Annotated in this window: 15 protein-coding genes; 3 read left to right on the top strand and 12 right to left on the bottom strand. The window is 65.1% G+C overall.

All coding sequences use genetic code 11. The features are described 5' to 3' along the window. The 6 genes from A9K66_RS15990 to A9K66_RS15965 form a co-directional block, all read right to left on the bottom strand. The coding region (locus A9K66_RS15990) for a VCBS domain-containing protein (RefSeq protein ID WP_197507480.1) at window positions 1-1,496 on the bottom strand (1,496 nt) is incomplete at its 3' end. A gap of 461 nt (window positions 1,497-1,957) precedes the next feature. Further along, entirely contained in the window at window positions 1,958-2,809 is an 852-nt protein-coding gene (locus A9K66_RS15985) for a patatin-like phospholipase family protein (RefSeq protein ID WP_067325128.1), read from the bottom strand. Then, entirely contained in the window at window positions 2,806-4,131 is a 1,326-nt protein-coding gene (locus A9K66_RS15980; RefSeq protein ID WP_245307551.1) for a pitrilysin family protein, read from the bottom strand. The genes A9K66_RS15985 and A9K66_RS15980 overlap by 4 nt, the downstream gene beginning before the upstream one ends. A gap of 209 nt (window positions 4,132-4,340) precedes the next feature. Next, window positions 4,341-5,702, bottom strand: a complete 1,362-nt coding sequence (locus A9K66_RS15975; protein WP_067325127.1) for a pitrilysin family protein — start codon at window positions 5,700-5,702, stop codon at window positions 4,341-4,343. Between the two features lie 125 nt (window positions 5,703-5,827). After that, window positions 5,828-6,382: a 16S rRNA (guanine(966)-N(2))-methyltransferase RsmD gene (gene rsmD, locus A9K66_RS15970; RefSeq protein WP_067325125.1), complete on the bottom strand. Its 555-nt coding sequence runs from the start codon at window positions 6,380-6,382 to the stop codon at window positions 5,828-5,830. Continuing rightward, window positions 6,363-8,438, bottom strand: coding sequence for a pseudouridine synthase (locus A9K66_RS15965; protein ID WP_067325140.1), 2,076 nt, complete (start codon window positions 8,436-8,438; stop codon window positions 6,363-6,365). Before A9K66_RS15965 ends, rsmD begins: the two co-directional genes overlap by 20 nt. A 181-nt stretch (window positions 8,439-8,619) precedes the next feature. Between A9K66_RS15965 and A9K66_RS15960 the strand changes: the two genes are divergently transcribed. Next, entirely contained in the window at window positions 8,620-9,081 is a 462-nt protein-coding gene (locus A9K66_RS15960) for a nucleoside deaminase (RefSeq protein WP_066996659.1), read from the top strand. 85 nt (window positions 9,082-9,166) lie between these two features. Here the strand turns inward: A9K66_RS15960 and A9K66_RS15955 are convergent, their stop codons facing one another. After that, window positions 9,167-9,844 (bottom strand): hypothetical protein, encoded by a 678-nt coding sequence (locus A9K66_RS15955; protein WP_082953915.1) that lies wholly within the window; start codon window positions 9,842-9,844, stop codon window positions 9,167-9,169. Window positions 9,845-10,091: 247 nt separating this feature from the next. Continuing rightward, window positions 10,092-13,076, bottom strand: a complete 2,985-nt coding sequence (gene ileS, locus A9K66_RS15950) for an isoleucine--tRNA ligase (protein WP_197507479.1) — start codon at window positions 13,074-13,076, stop codon at window positions 10,092-10,094. A 53-nt stretch (window positions 13,077-13,129) separates the two neighbouring features. Here ileS and A9K66_RS15945 point away from each other — a divergent pair, with 53 nt between their 5' ends. After that, a complete protein-coding gene (locus A9K66_RS15945) occupies window positions 13,130-13,327 on the top strand; it encodes a hypothetical protein (RefSeq protein WP_067325119.1) in 198 nt (65 codons plus the stop codon). A gap of 1 nt (window position 13,328) precedes the next feature. Here A9K66_RS15945 and A9K66_RS15940 read toward each other — a convergent pair whose 3' ends face one another. From A9K66_RS15940 to A9K66_RS15930, 3 genes are all read right to left on the bottom strand, one after another. After that, window positions 13,329-14,126, bottom strand: a complete 798-nt coding sequence (locus tag A9K66_RS15940; protein WP_067325117.1) for a MipA/OmpV family protein — start codon at window positions 14,124-14,126, stop codon at window positions 13,329-13,331. Window positions 14,127-14,261: 135 nt separating this feature from the next. Next, window positions 14,262-14,474, bottom strand: a complete 213-nt coding sequence (locus A9K66_RS15935; protein WP_066996644.1) for a hypothetical protein — start codon at window positions 14,472-14,474, stop codon at window positions 14,262-14,264. Between the two features lie 23 nt (window positions 14,475-14,497). Next, window positions 14,498-16,048 (bottom strand): acid phosphatase, encoded by a 1,551-nt coding sequence (locus A9K66_RS15930; RefSeq protein ID WP_067325115.1) that lies wholly within the window; start codon window positions 16,046-16,048, stop codon window positions 14,498-14,500. 141 nt (window positions 16,049-16,189) lie between these two features. Between A9K66_RS15930 and A9K66_RS15925 the strand changes: the two genes are divergently transcribed. After that, complete coding sequence (locus tag A9K66_RS15925) at window positions 16,190-16,744, top strand: HdeD family acid-resistance protein (protein ID WP_067325112.1); 555 nt, start codon at window positions 16,190-16,192, stop codon at window positions 16,742-16,744. A gap of 186 nt (window positions 16,745-16,930) precedes the next feature. Here the strand turns inward: A9K66_RS15925 and A9K66_RS15920 are convergent, their stop codons facing one another. After that, window positions 16,931-17,914 (bottom strand): bifunctional riboflavin kinase/FAD synthetase, encoded by a 984-nt coding sequence (locus A9K66_RS15920; protein WP_067325110.1) that lies wholly within the window; start codon window positions 17,912-17,914, stop codon window positions 16,931-16,933. Window positions 17,915-17,935: the final 21 nt, after the last annotated feature.

Below are 17,935 nucleotides of genomic sequence, written 5' to 3'. Positions count from 1 at the left end.
CCGCTGCTCGATATGTCGGCGGCCGCATCGGTCTCGGTCAGGTTCCTCACATCGGCCGACAGCACCGCGGCATCGTTGGTGCCGTCGATGTTGATGGTCACCGAGGTGTGGGTGCCGTCGGCGCTGACCACGTCGAAGGTGTCGGTGTAGGTGGTGCCGGCGGCGAACTCGTTGTGCGCCGAGGAGGCCGTGTAGGTCCAGGCGCCGGCGGCATCGATGGCGAAGGTGCCGTAGGTCCCGACCGTGCCGGCCTGGGCGACGAAGGTCGCCGGGCTGTCGACATCCGAGATCGTCAGCTGACCGCTGCTCGATATGTCGGCGGCCGCATCGGTCTCGGTCAGGTTCCTCACATCGGCCGACAGCACCGCGGCATCGTTGGTGCCGTCGATGTTGATGGTCACCGAGGTGTGGGTGCCGTCGGCGCTGACCACGTCGAAGGTGTCGGTGTAGGTGGTGCCGGCGGCGAATTCGTTGTGCGCCGAGGAGGCCGTGTAGGTCCAGGCGCCGGCGGCATCGATGGCGAAGGTGCCGTAGGTCCCGACCGTGCCGGCCTGGGCGACGAAGGTCGCCGGGCTGTCGACATCCGAGATCGTCAGCTGACCGCTGCTCGATATGTCGGCGGCCGCATCGGTCTCGGTCAGGTTCCTCACATCGGCCGACAGCACCGCGGCATCGTTGGTGCCGGTAATATTGACGACGATGTTGTAATTCGCCGTGCCATCCGCGGATGTCACGGTCAACGTGTCGGTGACATTCTGGCCCTGCGTCAGCGGGTCGGCAAGTGCCTGGTTCAGCGCGTAGGTCCACGCTCCCGTCGTCGCATCGAAAGTGAAGGTGCCGTACATGCCCTTGAGGCTCGGCGGTGCCTGAAAATGGTTCTGGCCGGCATCAACGTCCGAAATGATCAGCTGACCATGTGCGCCGGGGTCGCCGGGCGTGCCGTTGGCGACGCCGCCAGCTTCCACCACAGTCGTGTCCGCGCCCGGCGCCGCTGTGATGGTGGCGCCGTCATTGGTGCCTTGAATGTTGACCGAGACGCTCGCCCAGCTCAACGTTCCATTGCCGAGCTTGATTGCGTAGGTAAAAGTCTCGTTGATGTGGTCGCCGGCTCCGAGCGCCTGCAGGCTCGTGAAGCCGTGCTGCGCGAGATAACCGCTAAGGTTCATCTCGACCTTGCCGTTGTTGATGCGGATCAGCACGCCGCCGCCGATGTCTTCCCAGGCGGAGATGCCGGTTGCCTGCGCATCCTGGGTCGTCAGGTCGATCGGCGCGTATTGCTTCGTAGCCGTCGATGCGGACGTGCCGTCGTCGATCGAATAGAGGGTCTTGGCATTGCCGCCCAAATCATTCGCCAAAACGTCCAATAGGATGATGGATTGGGATGCGGACACGATGACCACGTTGTCTTCCGTGTAGTTGAAGACATCGCCCTGTGCCTGCGGCGTGTTGGAGAACGACGTCGTGGTGCCGCCGGCACCGGAGATTTGCGTAGCCATTATTTTCATCCCCCTGGCAGACGCGCTCCGCGCCTGCTCGTTGGCCGTCCGAGACGGCTGACTACCCCATGCCGACGAATCGGCGCCCAGTCTGACGGGGAGAGGAAAGGATCAGAGTGCCATGCAACCAGGCGCAACCCGACGGTCCGGCCGTGAACGGCCAGCCCAAGGCGGTTCACAGACAGGTGGTGGCTCGATGGTGATGGCTACGACGGCGATGATCGCCGCGTTGCTTTTCCCCTACCCCAGTAGCGCCGAAACTCGTTGTTGCCGGTCGGGAGATTATTCGCGCTACCCTATATATTAGGATATTATTAACTCTACCGCAGCGCGCGTCAATGTCGAATTCGAAGAAGAGTTAATGACAAAATGCGTACTTGTACGCAGACATGGATAAACTGCATCGCACAGGCAAATAGAACTCGGTCCTTCCACGTAGCGGATCAGGCCTGTCCCACCGCTCACACCGCCTTGCCCAGCTTGCCGCCGCGCTCGGCGACCGCCTTCTCGACGGCGCGCTTCAGCTCGTCCTTGATCTCGACGGTGTCGGCCATCAGCGTCTCGATCTTCAGGAAATCGAGCACGCGGTATTTCGAGACGGCCGGACGGATAAGAATATCCGGCGGGTGCTGCCGCAGCTTGTTGGCGATGATCGACTGCATCATCAGCTGCGTGGCGCCATACATGAGGTCGACCGTGGTCGGATGCTTGCGTTCGACGTCGCTCGGCGCCCCGACCACGTCGATGGCGATGATGATGTCGGCATCCTTCTCGACCAGGTCGAAGGGCACCGGGTTGTAGATGCCGCCATCGATCAGCAATCGGTCGTCGCGCATCACCGGGCGGAACACCGCCGGAATGGCGGCCGAGGCCGCCAGCGCCGATTGCAAATCGCCCTGCGAGAACACCGCGAGCTTGTGGCCGAAATAGTCGGTCGCCGTCACCTTGAGCGGAATCTTCAGCTCTTCGAAGGTCGCCGGAATGGCGTCAGGCAGGAAGGCCTTCAGGATGCGCTCGATATTGAACTGGCCGACGCGGATGCCGCCCTGCATGGCCTCGGCGATCGTGCCCGGCCGCGAGCGCCACATGCGCGCGGCCACCTCGGCGCGGCTGCCGAGGATCAAGCGGCTGTACTCGTGGATCTCCGCCCCTCGCATGCCGGCGGCCATGCCGGCGCCCATGATGGCGCCGATCGAGGAGCCGGCGATCGCCACCGGTTTGATCCCTAGCTCGTCCAACGCCTCGATGGCGTGAATGTGCGCCAGCCCGCGCGCGCCGCCGCCGCCGAAGGCAACCGCGAAGGTCGGGCTCATCCCTTGCGGGCTCCCGCCACCTGCACCAGCGGCGGTCCGATCACCATTATCGCCGGGTCGGCCGACAGAAGCTTCCTTGCCGCCGCCTTGACGTCTGCAAGCGTCACCGCATTGATCAGCGCGGCGCGGCGCCTGATGTAGTCGATGCCGAGATCGTCGAGCTGCAGCTCGACCAGCGTCGCGGCAATGGAACTGGAGGAGTCGAGATTGTTGATGGCGTAGGCGCCGATCATGTATTTCTTGGTCGCCGCGAGCTCCTCCTCGGTCGGGCCGTTCTCGGCCATCTCCTTCACCACCTGACGCACAATGGCGAGCGTCTCGGCGGCGCGGTCGGAACGCGTCGCCGTCGTGACCAGCAGCGCGTTGGAATGCTCGTGATCGACGAGATCGGAGCTGACGCTATAGGCAAGGCCGCGCTTCTCGCGCACCTCCTCGTAAAGCCGCGACGTGAAAGTCGAGCCGCCGAGGATCTCGTTCATCAGCACGGCCGCGTAAAAATCGGGATCGCTCCGTTTGACGCCGGGCCAGGCAAGCTGCAGCGAGGTCTGCGGCAGATCGTAGTTCACTTCCAGCTGCTGGCCGAGCTTCAGCGACACGTCCGCCACCTGGGCCAGCGTCTGCGTCTGCGGCAGGTCGCCGAACACCTCGTCCAGCTTGCCGGAGAGCGTGGCGGCGTCGATGTCGCCCACCACCGCCACATGCAGGCCGGCGCGCGCGAAACTCGCTTTGCGAAAGGCCTTGAGGTCGGCGGCCGTTATGGTGGCCAGGCTCTCCTTCGTCCCCTCATCCGGCCGCGCATAGGGATGCTTGCCATAGATCGCGCGCAGCCAGCGCTGCTGGGCGATCGTGTTGGGGTCGCGCTCATTGGCGAGAATGCCCGAAAGCATCTGGGCGCGGATGCGGTCGATCGGCGCCTGGTCGAAGCGCGGGCTGTTCACCGCCAGCTTCAGCAGGCCGAACGCCTCGTCCTTTTGATCAGACAGCATGCGCATCGAGCCATAAAGGCCGTCGCGTGCAGCCTGAAAACTCATCTCGGCGCCGGCGTCGTCCAGCTTCGACTGGAAGGCCTCGCTGTCGAGGTCGCCGGCGCCCTCGTCGAACAGGCCGCTCATCAGATTGACCAGACCTTCCTTGCCGGCAGGGTCCTGCGCGGTGCCGCCGTCGAAGACGAAGCGGATGGCAACCAGCGGGATCGAATGGTCTTCCACCAGCCAGGCGGTGATGCCTTTCTTCGACTTCACCTCCTGGATGTTCATCTCCGCGTGGGCGGCCAGCGCCGGCAAGAGCAGGAAGAATAGGGCAAAGCAGAGGGTTGCGACGATACGGTAGACCCCACCTTCTCCCTTTGTGGGAGAAGGTGGATCGGCGCACAGCGCCGAGACGGAGGAGCATATCGCCCAGCTGGGGCGCCCCTCATCCGGCCGCTTCGCGTCCACCGCCCGGGGGCGAGCCACGGGTCTCGCCCCGTCCTTCGGACCCCACAAGGGGAGAAGGGAAGAAGCGCTCATTCGTCCGCGTTCCATGCTCATCATCAATTCCCCGCCTGTTGTTGCGGCAGGAGATAGCCGGTCGTCGAACGGTCTAGCACCAGGTAGCGGGCGGCCGCGGCCTTGACCTCTGCGGCAGTGACCTTGCGGATACGGTCGGGCCATTCCTCGACATCCTTCACATTGCCGCCGGTGGCGAGCGTCGAGCCGTACATATTGGCCATGTCGTCCTGCTTGTCGCGAGCAAAGACCATCGAACGGACATAGCGGGTCTTGGCCCGCTCCAGCTCGTCACCGGTCACGCCGTCCTTGGCAATGCGCGCGACCTCGGCATCGACCGCCGCTTCGACCTCGGAAAGCTTGGCGTCGCCGCGCGGCGACCCATAGACGGTGAAGTTGGTGGCGTCGAGCATGGTGCCCTGAAAGAACGCGCCGGCTCCGGAGGCGATGCCCTGCTTCACCACCAGCTGCTGGTAGAGGCGGCTGCGGTTGTCGCCGCCCAGGATTTCGGCCAGGAGATCGAGCGCCTCCGCCTCGCCGGGCTTGGCGGTGTGATAGGACGGCACCACCCATTGCGTGGAAAAGCTCGGCACCGAGACGCGCGCATCGGTCAGCGTCACGGTGCGCTTGGTGTTCTGCTCCGGCTCGACCGGGCGGATGCGCGGCCGCAGGTCCGGCCCGCGCGCCACCTTGCCGTAAGTCCTTTCGGCCATCGCCTTCACCGCGTCCGGATCGACGTCGCCGGCGACGATCACCACGGCGTTGTTCGGCCGGTAGAAGGTGTCGTAGAAGGCCTTGGCATCCTCGCGGTTCAATTGCTCCATCTCCTGCATCCAGCCGATCACCGGAATGCGGTAGGGCTGGTTCTGCCAGAGCGTCGCGTCGACCTCCTCGTCCAGCACTGCCTGCGGATCGTTGTCGATGCGCGAGCGGCGCTCCTCCAGGATAACGTCGCGCTCGGTCTTGATGACATCGTCGGTGAGGACGAGGTTGCGCATGCGGTCGGCCTCGAACCCCATCATCTCCTCGAGCGCCGAAGGCGGCACCGTCTCATGGAAGGCGGTGTAGTCGTAGGAGGTGAAGGCGTTGTTCGAGCCGCCGATGTCGGCCACCGCGCGGTCGAACTCGCCGGCGGCGTGGTTGCTCGTAGCCTTGAACATCAGATGCTCAAAGAAATGCGCGATGCCGGATTTGCCGGGCGGCTCGTCGGCGCTGCCGATCTTGTACCATACCATATGAGTGACGATCGGGGCGCGATGGTCCGGAATGACGACGACTTCCAGGCCGTTCTCGAGCAGGAAATCCTTGACCGCGGCTTCGTCGGCGGCGCGTGCCGGAGCCTGCGCCGCGAACGCCAGCGCGCCGGCAAGGAATGCTGCGCGCAGGCCTCTGGTGTTCAATGTCATCAAATGCTCCGGTTTCGGTCGCGCGACGATAGAAAAGGTTCCATGGCGAGGCAAAGTGATTTGTTCGTCATTTTCGAGGCGCGTGCGTCATTTCCTTTTCCCTTGCGGGAGAAGGGACGTGCCCCTCACCCCACCTCGACAAACCGGATCACCGTGTCGCCATAGCCGCGCTCGTCCACCACGGAAAAACCGGCGCCCGGTTCGAACGGCGCGGACGCCGCCTCCTCGACCACGCAGAGCGCGCCGGGCAGGAGCCAGCCGCCGGCTTTTGCCGAGCGCAGCGCGCGCTCGCCGAGGCCCTTGCCATAGGGCGGGTCGGCAAAGACCAGGCCGAAGGGCGACAGCGTGCCGGCTTCGCCCAAATGGGTCGCGTCGCGGCGGAAGATTTTGGTCCGCCCGGTGAGCCCGAAGGCCTCGACATTGTCGCGGATCAGCCCGCGCCCTTCCGCCGATTCCTCGATGAAGACGCAATAGGGGGCGCCGCGCGACAGCGCCTCCAGCCCGAGCGCGCCGGTGCCGGCGAAGAGATCGAGCACACGGCCGCCTTCGAGCTTTTCGGCATAGCGATGCGCAAGCACGTTGAACACCGCCTCGCGGGTGCGATCGGTGGTCGGACGGATGGCATTGGAACGCGGCGTCGCCAGCGGACGCCCGCGAAACTCACCGCCGACGATCCGCATTGCCACCCCTCGGCCCCTTCGGACCGCGCGGCCTGTCGCCGCCGCTTCCCTCCGGCCGATCGTCTCTTGGCTTGCCGAACGGCGTGCCCTTGCCGCCCGGCCTGAACGACGCCTTCCGCGCCTTCGCTTCCGCGGCCTTCGCGGCGTCGGCCTCCGCCCTGCCCTTGCCGATGGGACGCGCGCCCGGCGCCATCCAGACATTGGCCTTGCGCTGGCCGGGCGGTTCGATCGGCCGCGGTTCGCCTTTCTTGCCGGCCTTGCCGCCGAAGCCGCGCTCGGACTTGCCGAAGCCGCGCTCGGATTTGTCGAAGCCAGACTTGTCGAAGCGAGACTGGGGACCGCGTTCGCCGAAGGCTCGCTCGGGCTTCGTCGAAAGCTTGCTCAGCGCCTCGTCGCGGCTGCCCTCACGGCGCTTGCGGGCCTTGATCAGCCCGCCCTCGCCGATCGGCCGGCGGTCGCCCTCGCGCGTGAATTTCGGCCGCTCGTCCTCATCGCGGCGCGGCTCGCTGCGTCGCACCGGCTTGTTGGAGAACGGTTTTTGGATCTCGGCGTCGAAATTGGCGCCGGACTCTTCAACCAGCCGCTCGCCGAGCTGCTCGCGCAGCGTGCGGCCCTTTATTTCCAGCACGTGGCCCTCGGGCAGCTCGTTGAGCTGGAACGGCCCGTAGGAGATGCGGATCAGCCGCGTCACCTCCAGCCCCAACGCGCCGAGGATGTTCTTGACCTCGCGGTTCTTGCCTTCGCGCAGGCCGATCGTCAGCCAGGCATTGCTGCCCTGCTCGCGGTCGAGCGAGGCCTCGACCGAGCCGTAGAAGACGCCGTCGACGGCAATGCCGTCGCGCAAGGCGGTGAGCTTGCTCTCCTCGACCTTGCCGTGGACGCGCACGCGATAGCGCCGCAGCCATCCGGTGGCCGGCAGTTCGAGCACCCGCGACAGCCCGCCGTCATTGGTCAGCAGCAGCAGCCCTTCGGTGTTGATGTCGAGGCGGCCGACGGTCATCAGCCGCGGCAGATCGGCCGGCAGCACGTCGAAGACGGTCTTGCGGCCTTCCGGATCGCGGTTGGTGGTGACCACGCCTGCCGGCTTGTGGAACAGGAACAGCCTTGTGCGCTCGATCGGCGGGATCTCCGTGCCGTCGAGATGGATGACGTCGTCGGGCATGACGTTGAGGGCCGGCGACGACAGCACCTTGCCGTTGACCTTGACGCGGCCGGCGGCGATGAGTTCCTCGGCGTCGCGGCGCGAGGCGATGCCGGCGCGCGCCAGCCGCTTGGCGATGCGCTCGCCGGCCTCCGGCGCTGCTTCTGAGGGCCGCGGGCGCGGCTTGAAGCCGCCTTCCGGCTTTCTCGCGGCGCTGTCGCGCGGCGCTCGATCGGCGAAATCCCGCTTCGGGCGCTGCGCGAAGTCGCCTCCGTCTTCGCGCTGCGGCCGGTCGGCCAAGTCGCGCTTGGGCCGATCGCCGAAATCCCGCTTAGGCCGATCGCCGAAGTCGCGCTTGGGGCGATCGAAGCGCCGTTCGGCGCGTTCGCCTTCGGCGGCCATCGGCCGGTCGCCGCGCGGCGTGTAGGGCTTGCGCCCTTCGCGCTTGTCGAAGGGTTTGCCGTCGCGCGGCGGACCTTTGCGGAACGGTCGTTCGCCACGCTCTCCACCTTCGCCCCCGTCACGAGGCTTATAGCTGCGTTTGAAATCGCGGCGCTCGCCTTCCGCGGCCGCTGGCCGATCGCCACGTGGCGTATAGGGCTTGCGGGCGCCATCGCGTTTTTCGAACGGCTTTCCCTCGGGGCGCGGTCCTTTGCGGAACGGTCGTTCTCCGCGTTCCGCGCCCTCGACGGCGCGCGGCTTGTAGCTGCGCTTGAAATCGCGCGCGGGGCGCTCGCCATCGGCGGCCATCGGCCTGTCGTCACGCTGCGTGTAAGGCTTGCGCGCGCCATCGCGCTTCTCGAAGGGCTTGCCCTGCGAACGCGCTCCCTGGCGGAACGGCTTGTCGCCGCGCGGCGTCGGTTTCGATCCGCCTTTGCCCGGCCCTTTGCGTGATGATTTCTTGTCGTCGTCCATATGGATCTTGCTCTTCTTGGACTGCCGCGGCGTACGCGCCCGGTCGGACACGTTATGCAGGCAGTGTCATCTTGATTTGCGCATGCAGCAGCGCGGCAAAAACCGATTCCGGTTTTCAGGGTCACGCGCTAGATAACAGGATCACCGTCGGGTGGCGAGGAGTAATCGGAATGCAAAGCGCGTGAAGCGGCCGGATTTCATGGCTTTGGCGCTCAAGGAAGCCGAAGCGGCCGCAAGCCGGGGCGAAGTGCCGGTCGGCGCGGTGATCGCCAACGGCAACATTGTCGTGGCCAAGGCCGGCAACCGCACGCGCGAGTTGGCCGATCCGACTGCGCATGCCGAAATGCTGGCGATCCGCGAAGCCTGCCGGCAACTCGCCAGCGAGCGGCTTACCGGTCACGATCTCTATGTGACGCTCGAGCCCTGCGCCATGTGCGCCGGCGCCATTTCGTTCGCGAGACTCCGCCGGCTCTATTTCGGCGCGGCCGACGAGAAGGGCGGCGCGGTGGTCAACGGCGTGCGCTTCTTCGCCTCGCCCACCTGCCACCACGCGCCGGACGTCTATTCCGGCTTGGGCGAAAGCGAAGCGGCCCTCATCCTGAAGGAGTTCTTTCGCGAGAGGCGGAATGGCAGTGAATGGTGAATGGTTGACGCAAGCAGTGAGTAGCAAAGAAGCAGGTCGTGAGTAGTGAGCAACAGAGACCTATTCGTAAATCGCTATTCGCCACTTACAGCCCCAGCCAGTCAAACCAGCCGCCGCCCTTCTTGCCTTCCGCCTGCGCCTTGAGCCGGCGCTCCTTCTTGTACTCGTCCTCGCCGAGCTCGTTTTGCGGCGCGGTGTCGGCGGCCTGACGATAGGCAAGCGGCGGCTCGCTCAAATACTTGCGGACATTGGGATTGCCCTGCTTCTGCTCCGCGAGGCGGCGCTGGATCTCGGCGGTTCGGGTCGCGCTGGAATCGTCCGGCGACCAGCGCGGCGGATGGCTGGATGCAGAATCGGCCAAAGCCTTCTTCACCGCCACCGGGTCGGTCTGAACGTCCTCGACCGCTTCCGGCTGGTAGTTCGGGTCGTTCTGGTGGGCGGTCGCGTCGGCGCGAATGCGGGCGCGGCGCGCCTCGGGCGATTCGGGCCAGTCGGCGCTCGCCGTCTGGATGCTTTCCTGCGGTGGCGGCAGAGTTTCCTTCTGTCCCGGCGCAGGCTTCACCAAGTCCGGGCGCGGCTTATAGTCGATAGGATCGCGGCGCTTCGGCGTGATCGCGATGGCGCCCGAAACGTCGTCGGCGAGTTGCTCGGCGGCGGTCTTGTCGGTTCCGTAGGTCGGAGAGCCGACGCAGCCCGACATGGCTATGGCCGATGCCACAAGCGGCGCCAGCAGCGCGGCGCGCGCAAACGTTCTTTCGGTCATGCCAAAAAGTCCCACTTTAAAGCCTTTCGGTCGCCACCGGCCACAGGGGCGCGGTCCCCTTCTTCCCCGCGTTTGCGATGGAAATCCGGCGACAATTTGTCTGCCGGAGTGTCGCGTGTTTACCTCAACCACTTGTCAAGGGCAACGCGCGGGCGAATTTGCGCCGCCCGGCGTGGCACTTTTGCACTTATTTCATGGGTGCATATCGTTAGCCCAAAACCGCTGCGCACTCTTGGGCGACATGCACCTACAAACGACCGAGTGCCCTCAGTTCACGCAGCACGGCAGCATCGCGGGCCGAGACATCGCGAAATTCCGGATCCTGCCCGACATCGGCCGTGTAGCGCCAGGAGCGCGCGCATTTGACCAGACCGCGATCCTGGGCCTTCTCGACGACGACCGCGACGCCCTTGACGTCATCCAGCGTGAAAGCGCCTTGCGGCGCCTTGCCATGGCTGATGACCAGATCGCTGGTGATCGCCATCTCGGCCATGTCGACATCGGCGATGGCTGCTTCCAGCGCCGCATCGTCGATGGTGACCACCGGCACGGCTTCCAGCGAGGAGCCGATCAGTTTATCGGCGCGCGCGATCTCAAGCGCGCCGGTGACGACGCGGCGCACCTGCCGGACCTTGCGCCATTTCTCGGCCAGCGCCTCGTTCCTCCAGTTATCCGGAATGGCCGGGAACTGGTCGAGATGCACCGAGGCGGCTTCGGGATGACGGTCGAGCCAGGCCTCTTCCATCGTGAAAGGCAGCATCGGTGCCAGCCACTTCACCAGGCATTCGAAGAGATGGCGCACGACCTGCACTGCCGCCTTGCGGCGCAAGCTGGACGGCGCGTCGCAGTAGAGCGCGTCCTTGCGGATGTCGAAATAGAAGGCCGAAAGCTCCACCACCATGAAGTCGAGCAGCGCGCGGGTGATGCGCTTGAACTCGAAGGCGTCGTAGCCCTGGCGCACCGCCTCGTCGAGTTCGGACAGCCGGTGCAGCATCAGCCGCTCCAGCTCCGGCATCTTGTCCAGCGGCACGTCCTCGCCATCGTCATGGGCGAGCGTGCCCAGCATCCAGCGAATGGTGTTCCTCAGCTTGCGGTAGGCGTCGATATTGGTCTGCAGCACGTTCTTGCCGAGCCGCTGGTCTTCCCAATAGTCGGTCGTCACCACCCAGAGCCGCAGGATATCGGCGCCGGACTGTTTTATCACGTCCTGCGGCACGACCGTGTTGCCGAGCGACTTCGACATCTTGCGGCCTTCCTCGTCCATGGTGAAGCCATGGGTGATGACCGTCTCGTAAGGCGCCCTGCCCCTCGTCCCGCAGCTTTCGAGCAGCGAGGAGTGGAACCAGCCGCGATGCTGGTCGGAGCCTTCGAGATAGACGTCGGCCGGCCATTTGAGGTCGGGCCGATCCTCCAGCGTGAAGACATGCGTCGAGCCGGAATCGAACCAGACGTCGAGGATGTCCGTCACCTGGTGCCATTTCGAGGCGTCGTGGTTGCCGAGGAAGCGCTCCTTGGCGCCCGGCGCGAACCATGCGTCGGCGCCCTCCTGCTCGAAGGCGTCCATGATGCGCTGGTTGACCGCCTCGTCCTTCAGCACATTGCCGTCGGCATCGGCGAAGACGGCGATCGGCACGCCCCAGGCACGCTGGCGCGACAGCACCCAGTCGGGGCGCTCCTCGATCATGGCGCGGATGCGGTTCTGGCCGGCCGCCGGCACGAAGCGCGTGTCGTCGATCGCCTGCAGCGCGCGGCTGCGCAGCGTCGTGCCGTCGCCGAGGTCCTTGTCCATATAGACGAACCATTGCGGCGTGTTGCGGAAGATGACGGGCTTCTTCGAGCGCCAGGAATGCGGATAGCTGTGCTTCAGCCGGCCGCGCGCGAACAGCGCGTTGCGCTTGATCAGTTCCTCGATCACCGCCTGGTTCGCGTTGCCCTTCTTGCCGTTGTCGTCGATGACGCGCGCGGGGCCGCCCTCGCGGTCCGGGCCGAAGCCCGGCGCATCCTTGGTGAAGAAGCCGGCATCGTCGACCGGGAACGGGATCGAGGTGTCGACGCCGCGCTTGATGAGTTCGGCCACCGCATCCATCCAGGCATCGAAGTCCTCGCGGCCGTGGCTGGGCGCGGTGTGCACGAAGCCGGTGCCGGCATCGTCGGTGACGTGCTCGCCGGCGATCATCGGCACGGGGAACTCGTAGCCGCCGCCCAGTCCTCTGAAAGGATGCGAAAGCGTAAGACTTGCAAGCTGTTCAGGGGAGACGTTGTGAAGCCGGTTCAAGGTGACCTTGGCTTTGGAAGCGGCGTCCTCCGCCAGCGCGCCGGCGAAGATCAGCTTCTCGCCGGGCTGCGGCCCGAAGCTGTTCTCGGCCGCGGTCACTTCGTAGAGGCCATAGGCGACGCGCGGCGAAAAGCTGACAGCGCGATTGCCGGGCAGCGTCCAGGGCGTCGTTGTCCAGATGACGACATGCGCCTCCAGCAGGTCGAGTGCCGTCCCATTCAGCGCCGGCGCGGCATCGGCGGCGTCGACCGGCCGGGCAAGGCTCGCCACCGGGAACTTCGCCCAGATCGTGTCGCTCTCATAGTCCTGGTATTCGACCTCGGCCTCGGCGAGCGCGGTGCGCTCGACCACGCTCCACATCACCGGCTTCGAGCCGCGATAGAGCTGGCCGGACATGGCGAATTTCAAAAGCTCGCCGGCGATCCGCGCCTCGGCGTGATAGGCCATGGTCGTATAGGGATTGTCGAAATCGCCGATGACGCCGAGCCGCTGGAACTCGTCGCCCTGCACCTTGATCCAGTGGGCGGCGAAGTCGCGGCATTCCCTTCGGAACTCGTTGACCGGCACCTCGTCCTTGTTCTTGCCCTTGGCCCGGTACTGCTCCTCGATCTTCCACTCGATCGGCAGGCCATGGCAGTCCCAGCCAGGCACGTAGTTGGCGTCGTAGCCGCGCATCTGGAAGGAGCGGTTGATGACGTCCTTGAGGATCTTGTTGAGGGCGTGGCCGATATGGATGTTGCCATTGGCATAGGGCGGCCCGTCATGCAGCACGAATTTCTCTCGGCCGGCGGCTTCATCGCGCAGCTTGCGGTAAAGCTCCATGTCCTGCCAGCGCCTGACCAGGCCGGGCTCCTTCTCGGGCAGGCCGGCGCGCATCGGGAAATTGGTCTGCGGCAGGTAAAGCGTTTTGGAATAGTCGATGGTTTCAGCAGTATCGGTCACGGGGGTGTCGGTCATTGGTCTGCCATGTGCATTGCCCGTTGGCAAAATAGCTCGGGCGTTGAACTATCATGATCTGGAAAAAGCGCGAGGGGGCCGCGCGCAAAAGTCCCGGCGGCTCCGGCGGCGCTCAGGCCACCCGGAACACCGGGCCCGTAATTCGTATCGCGATCGCAAAAAGGCGCGAAAAGCTCGTCATGGCGTGGCTTTTAGCGGATGCCGCGGCAGGAATAAAGCGCGGATTTCAAGCCAAAGCGCCGGTATTTTGACTTACATCGAGAAATTGAAACGGTAGGTGGTCGACACGCCAACGGTCCACTGATCGCGGTCGCCGCGCTCCTTGACCAGACTGGAATCGGCCGCCGGCCCCATCAGGCGGGAATATTCGGTGAAGACGCTGGCCGTCATCGGCTCGGTCACTTTCCAGGTGATCGCGCCGCCGAGCCCGGTCGACTTCAGCCCGCCGCCCGGATGGTATTCGCTGAGGCCCGAGGCCGCAGCTTCCGTGGCGTTGACGCCGTAATAGGCGTCGAAATAGCCGGCCGAGGCGAAGGAGACACGGGGGCCGCCGGAAATGCGGACGGTCGGGGTGACGTCGTAGAAGGCGTCCGCCGCGATGTCGGCGACGAAGCCGTTATGGGCGCGGATGCCGTGTCTGAGCTCCGCCCGGGCCCGCACCCAATCCAGCGGATAGAATTCGAAGAAGCCGCCGACCTCGCCGCCCCAGCGCACCGGATCAAGGCCTTGCAATTCGTCCTTGCTGGAACGCGAGAACAGGAACTTGCCGGTCAAGCCGGCGCGCACGCTGCCGTCGTCGATCAGCGCCAGCGAGATGTTGTCGTTGCGCGAGGTGAAACGCGCCTCCGGCCCTGCCTTGCCGAGCGAGATGATGGGCTGGGCGCTCAGCATATATTTCTTGCCGCCCTCGAAATTCGGGGCAATGAGACCGGTGGCGCCGAGCGTCAGGTACCAGTCGCCGGAAATCCAGCTCCCCTCGCCGGCCTGGGCAGAGGTGACGGCCATCAGGCCAGAGGCGAGAACCAGCGGAATCGTCCCGACAATACGCATCGTCAACCCTTACGCGAAACAGGCCGGCAGGAACACCGGGCAGCGCAGAAGGCATGGCGTCAGTGCGGTAAATTTTGACTTAAGATCCGTAACAGAGACGGCGCGGACCGCCAGCATGGAGATCGGCCGCCCGGCTCAGCTGCCGCGCGGCGCGTGCGACATGTCCAGCAGCTTGGCCACGGCCTTCGAGCCCTTCCCCGCGACGCGTGCCGATCCGTCGTCACCCACCTCAACGGTGGCGCCGCTGGAGAAGCTAAGCGACCAACCATCACCTTTGGCGTTGCGGCGCCGGTCGGTGAGCTCGATGCCGGCAGCCGTGACCAGCGCGACGATCCGGTCGGCGTCCATGTTGGTCCTCCAAAAACGCGCCCTCAATTCAGGTCAAGCCCGCCGGTAAGATCGCCGAGCGGCGGCTCGCCATGCGCGGCTACGGCCTTGTCGCGAACCACGATGCCGTGCAGGACCGGCAATTCGAAACGCTCGGTGATGAAGCGCAGGATCGACGTCGTGTCATAAGGGGTATGATCGACATAGCCGCGCTTGGCGAAAGGCGAAATGATGATCGCGGGAATGCGCGTGCCCGGTCCCCAGCGGTCGCCCTTTGGCGGTGCGACGTGATCCCAGATGCCGCCGTTCTCATCATAGGTGACGACGACCAGCATGTGCGGCCATTGCGGGCTCTTTTCCAGATGAGCCACGACGTCGGCGATATGGCGGTCGCCGGCCTGGATGTCGGCATAGCCGGAGTGCTCGTTGAGATTGCCCTGCGGCTTATAGAAAGAGACCTGCGGCAGGGCGCCGTCGTCGATGGCCTGGATGAAGCTCGCGCCAGCCAACCCGGCGTCGCGCAGATGTTCGCGCCTGGCCTCGGTGCCCGGAGCGTAATTGGCGTAATAGTTGAACGGCTGATGATGATATTGGAAGTTCGGGATCGGTGTTTTGTTGCCGTGGTCGAGCGTGTACTGCCAGGCTCCGGAATACCACGCCCAGCTTATGTGCTTGAGGCTGAGCATGTCGCCGATGGTCGGTTCCGTCTGCGGCGGCAGCGTGGTGGGCTTGGTAGGATCCGCGAGCAGCCGATCGCCGCCGGGCGCCGGATCGTTGCCGCTCGGCTGGTATGGCGGCTGCATGGTGTTCACCGCGTAGAAATCCGGCGTCAGGTTGCCGTCGGAGACGAATTTCGGGATCCCGTCGCGCGCCGATTTCGGCGAATTGTCGGCGATCTTCAGCGCTGTGCCGCTAGCGTCCGTCACCGCGATCGACGGCTTGGCCGGGCTCTTGTCGGCATTCGCGTAGTACGGCGCGCAGGCGCAGATCAGCCACTGGTGATTGAAGAAGGAGCCGCCGAAGCCGCCCATGAAGAAATGGTCAGCGAGCACGTATTTTTGCGCAATGACCCACATATCGGTCTTGGAGGCGTCCCAGTTGCTCATCGGCATGGCGCCTGAATCGGCCCAGGCGACGAACATGTCGTTCTTGCCACCGTTGATCTGCATCTGGTTCTGGTAAAAGCGATGCCACAGATCATGCGTCACGACGCTGAGCGGCACGTTGAACCCTTTTGGGTCGTTCACCGTGAACGGTTCGTTCGGAAGGTGCTCGGTCATTGCCTGCGTCACCGGCGGCGTGACGCCCTTGGCGGTCAGCCCGTCCCAGACCGGCGGCAGCTCTGACAGGACCGAGCCGTCACGGTCGCGCTGCTGCAAGCTTTCCTTGCTCGCCTTGTCGATGCCCTCGGCACCCGGAAAATGGCCATAGAGATTATCGAAGGCGCGGTTCTCGGCGAAGATGACGACCACCGTCTCTATCTTGGCGATGCCGTCCGGCGGATCGCCGGGCTGCGCCGCGAAGGCGGGAGGCGAAGCGACAGTGGACAGGGCGAGAGCCGAGGAAAACAGGGCGAGCCCATAGGATCGCTTCATCGCCGTACCTCCATTGCGCAAAGTCAAATGACCAGCTTCGGTGCATCTTGGCAATAGCCACCGCGCTGGACGGGTGATCACATCGGGATTACCTTCCTTCAACCGCAGGATGCGCGGCGAACTCTGCAGGGAGACGAAGCCATGAGCTTGCAAGGCAATACCCTGGAAGACGCGATCGGACGCACGCGCGACAAATGGGGATGGTTCGTGGCGCTCGGCGTGCTGCTGCTGATTTTCGGCGGCATCGCCTTCGGCAATCTCTTCATCGCCACCGTCGCTTCGGTCTATGTCGTCGGCTGGCTGATGCTGATGGCGGGCGTCATCGAGATCATCCATGCTTTCGGCGTCAAGACCTGGGGGCGCTTCTTCTACTGGTTGCTCAGCGGCCTGCTCTATGCCGTCGCCGGCTTTTTCGCCTTCTACAACCCGCTTCTCGCCTCGGCAGTGCTGACGTTTCTGCTCGCCGTCGCGCTCATTGCTTCCGGGCTGCTGAGGGCCTGGGTCGCCTGGAACCACCGGCCGCAGCAAGGCTGGGGATGGCTGCTGGCAGCCGCGATCATCACCATCCTGCTTGGCCTGATCATCGCCATGGGCTGGCCGGTCAACAGCCTGTGGGTGCTCGGCATCTTCCTGGCCGTCGACCTGATCTTCCAAGGCTGGAGCTTCATTGCCACCGGGCTGGCGCTCAAGCGGTAGGTTACTCGACCTTCGCGATCGGCCGAAGCCTGCCCAACATCGTCATCCCAGGCGAAGCAGAAGCTCCGTCGCGAAGACCCTGGGATGACGACATGAGAGGGCGTTTCGCCAATCGCCAAGGTTTGCAATCTGCTAGCCGGACGCAGGCGCTTTGACGCTTCTCTTCGCCACCGCGCCTTCCAGACCTCAGAAACAGATGGCGGCGTCCAGCTCCGATAGCGGACGCACACCTGCGAGCAGCGCCCTCGCCTCGGCCTCGTCGCGCTTCATCTGCGCGACCAGCGCATCGAGCCCATCGAATTTGAGCTCGGGGCGCAGATAGCCGAAGAACGACACCTGGCAGATCTCGCCATAGAGATCGCCGGAGAAATCGAAGACATAGGTTTCGAGCAGCGGCACGCCATTATCGTCGACGGTCGGCCGGCGGCCGAAGCTGGCGACGCCGTCATGGAGCGTGCCATCGGCGCGGCGCAAGCGGACGGCGTAAATGCCTTCCTTCAGAGTGGCTTCCGGCGAAAGCTTCATATTGGCGGTCGGAAAGCCAAGCGTGCGGCCGAGCTGCTGGCCGGCGATCACCTCGCTCTCGACGGTGAAGCGATAGCCGAGCAGGCCGGCTGCTTCCCCGACCTTGCCTTCGCAAAGCAGGGCGCGGATGCGGCTGGACGAGACGACCTCGGCACCTTCGTCGCGGAAGGCGTCGACCAGCGTGACGCCGAAGCCGTGGCGTTCGCCGGCCGCCATCAGGAAAGCCGGGCCGCCCTGGCGGTCCTTGCCGAAGTGGAAGTCGAAACCGGTGACGGCATGGCTGACGCCCAGCCTGATTTCCAGCACATCGGTCACGAATGCCTCGGCCGAGAGCGAGGCGAAGTCGCGCGTGAACGGCTGCTCGACGAGGGCGGCAAAGCCGAGCCTGGCCAGGAGCCGCGCCTTCATCGGCGGCGGCGTCAGCACGAAGAGCGGCACGTCCGGCCTGAACACCTTGCGCGGGTGCGGCTCGAAGGTGAGCACCAGGGCCGGCACGCGGCGGCGGCCGGCTTCGGCCAGCGCCCGTTCCAGCACCGACAGATGGCCGCGGTGGACGCCGTCGAAATTGCCGATCGCCACGACGCCGCCGCGCAGATGCCCGGGCAACGGCGTGACCGCCGAAATGCGTTCGAAATCATGCGTCATGTCGACCTGCGTGATGTCGGG

Source organism: Mesorhizobium sp. AA23 (genome assembly GCF_001672435.1).
In the GTDB taxonomy this organism is placed as follows: domain Bacteria; phylum Pseudomonadota; class Alphaproteobacteria; order Rhizobiales; family Rhizobiaceae; genus Mesorhizobium.
The sequence above is the reverse complement of the archived record's forward strand: the minus strand, read 5'-3'. Positions and strand labels throughout refer to the sequence as shown.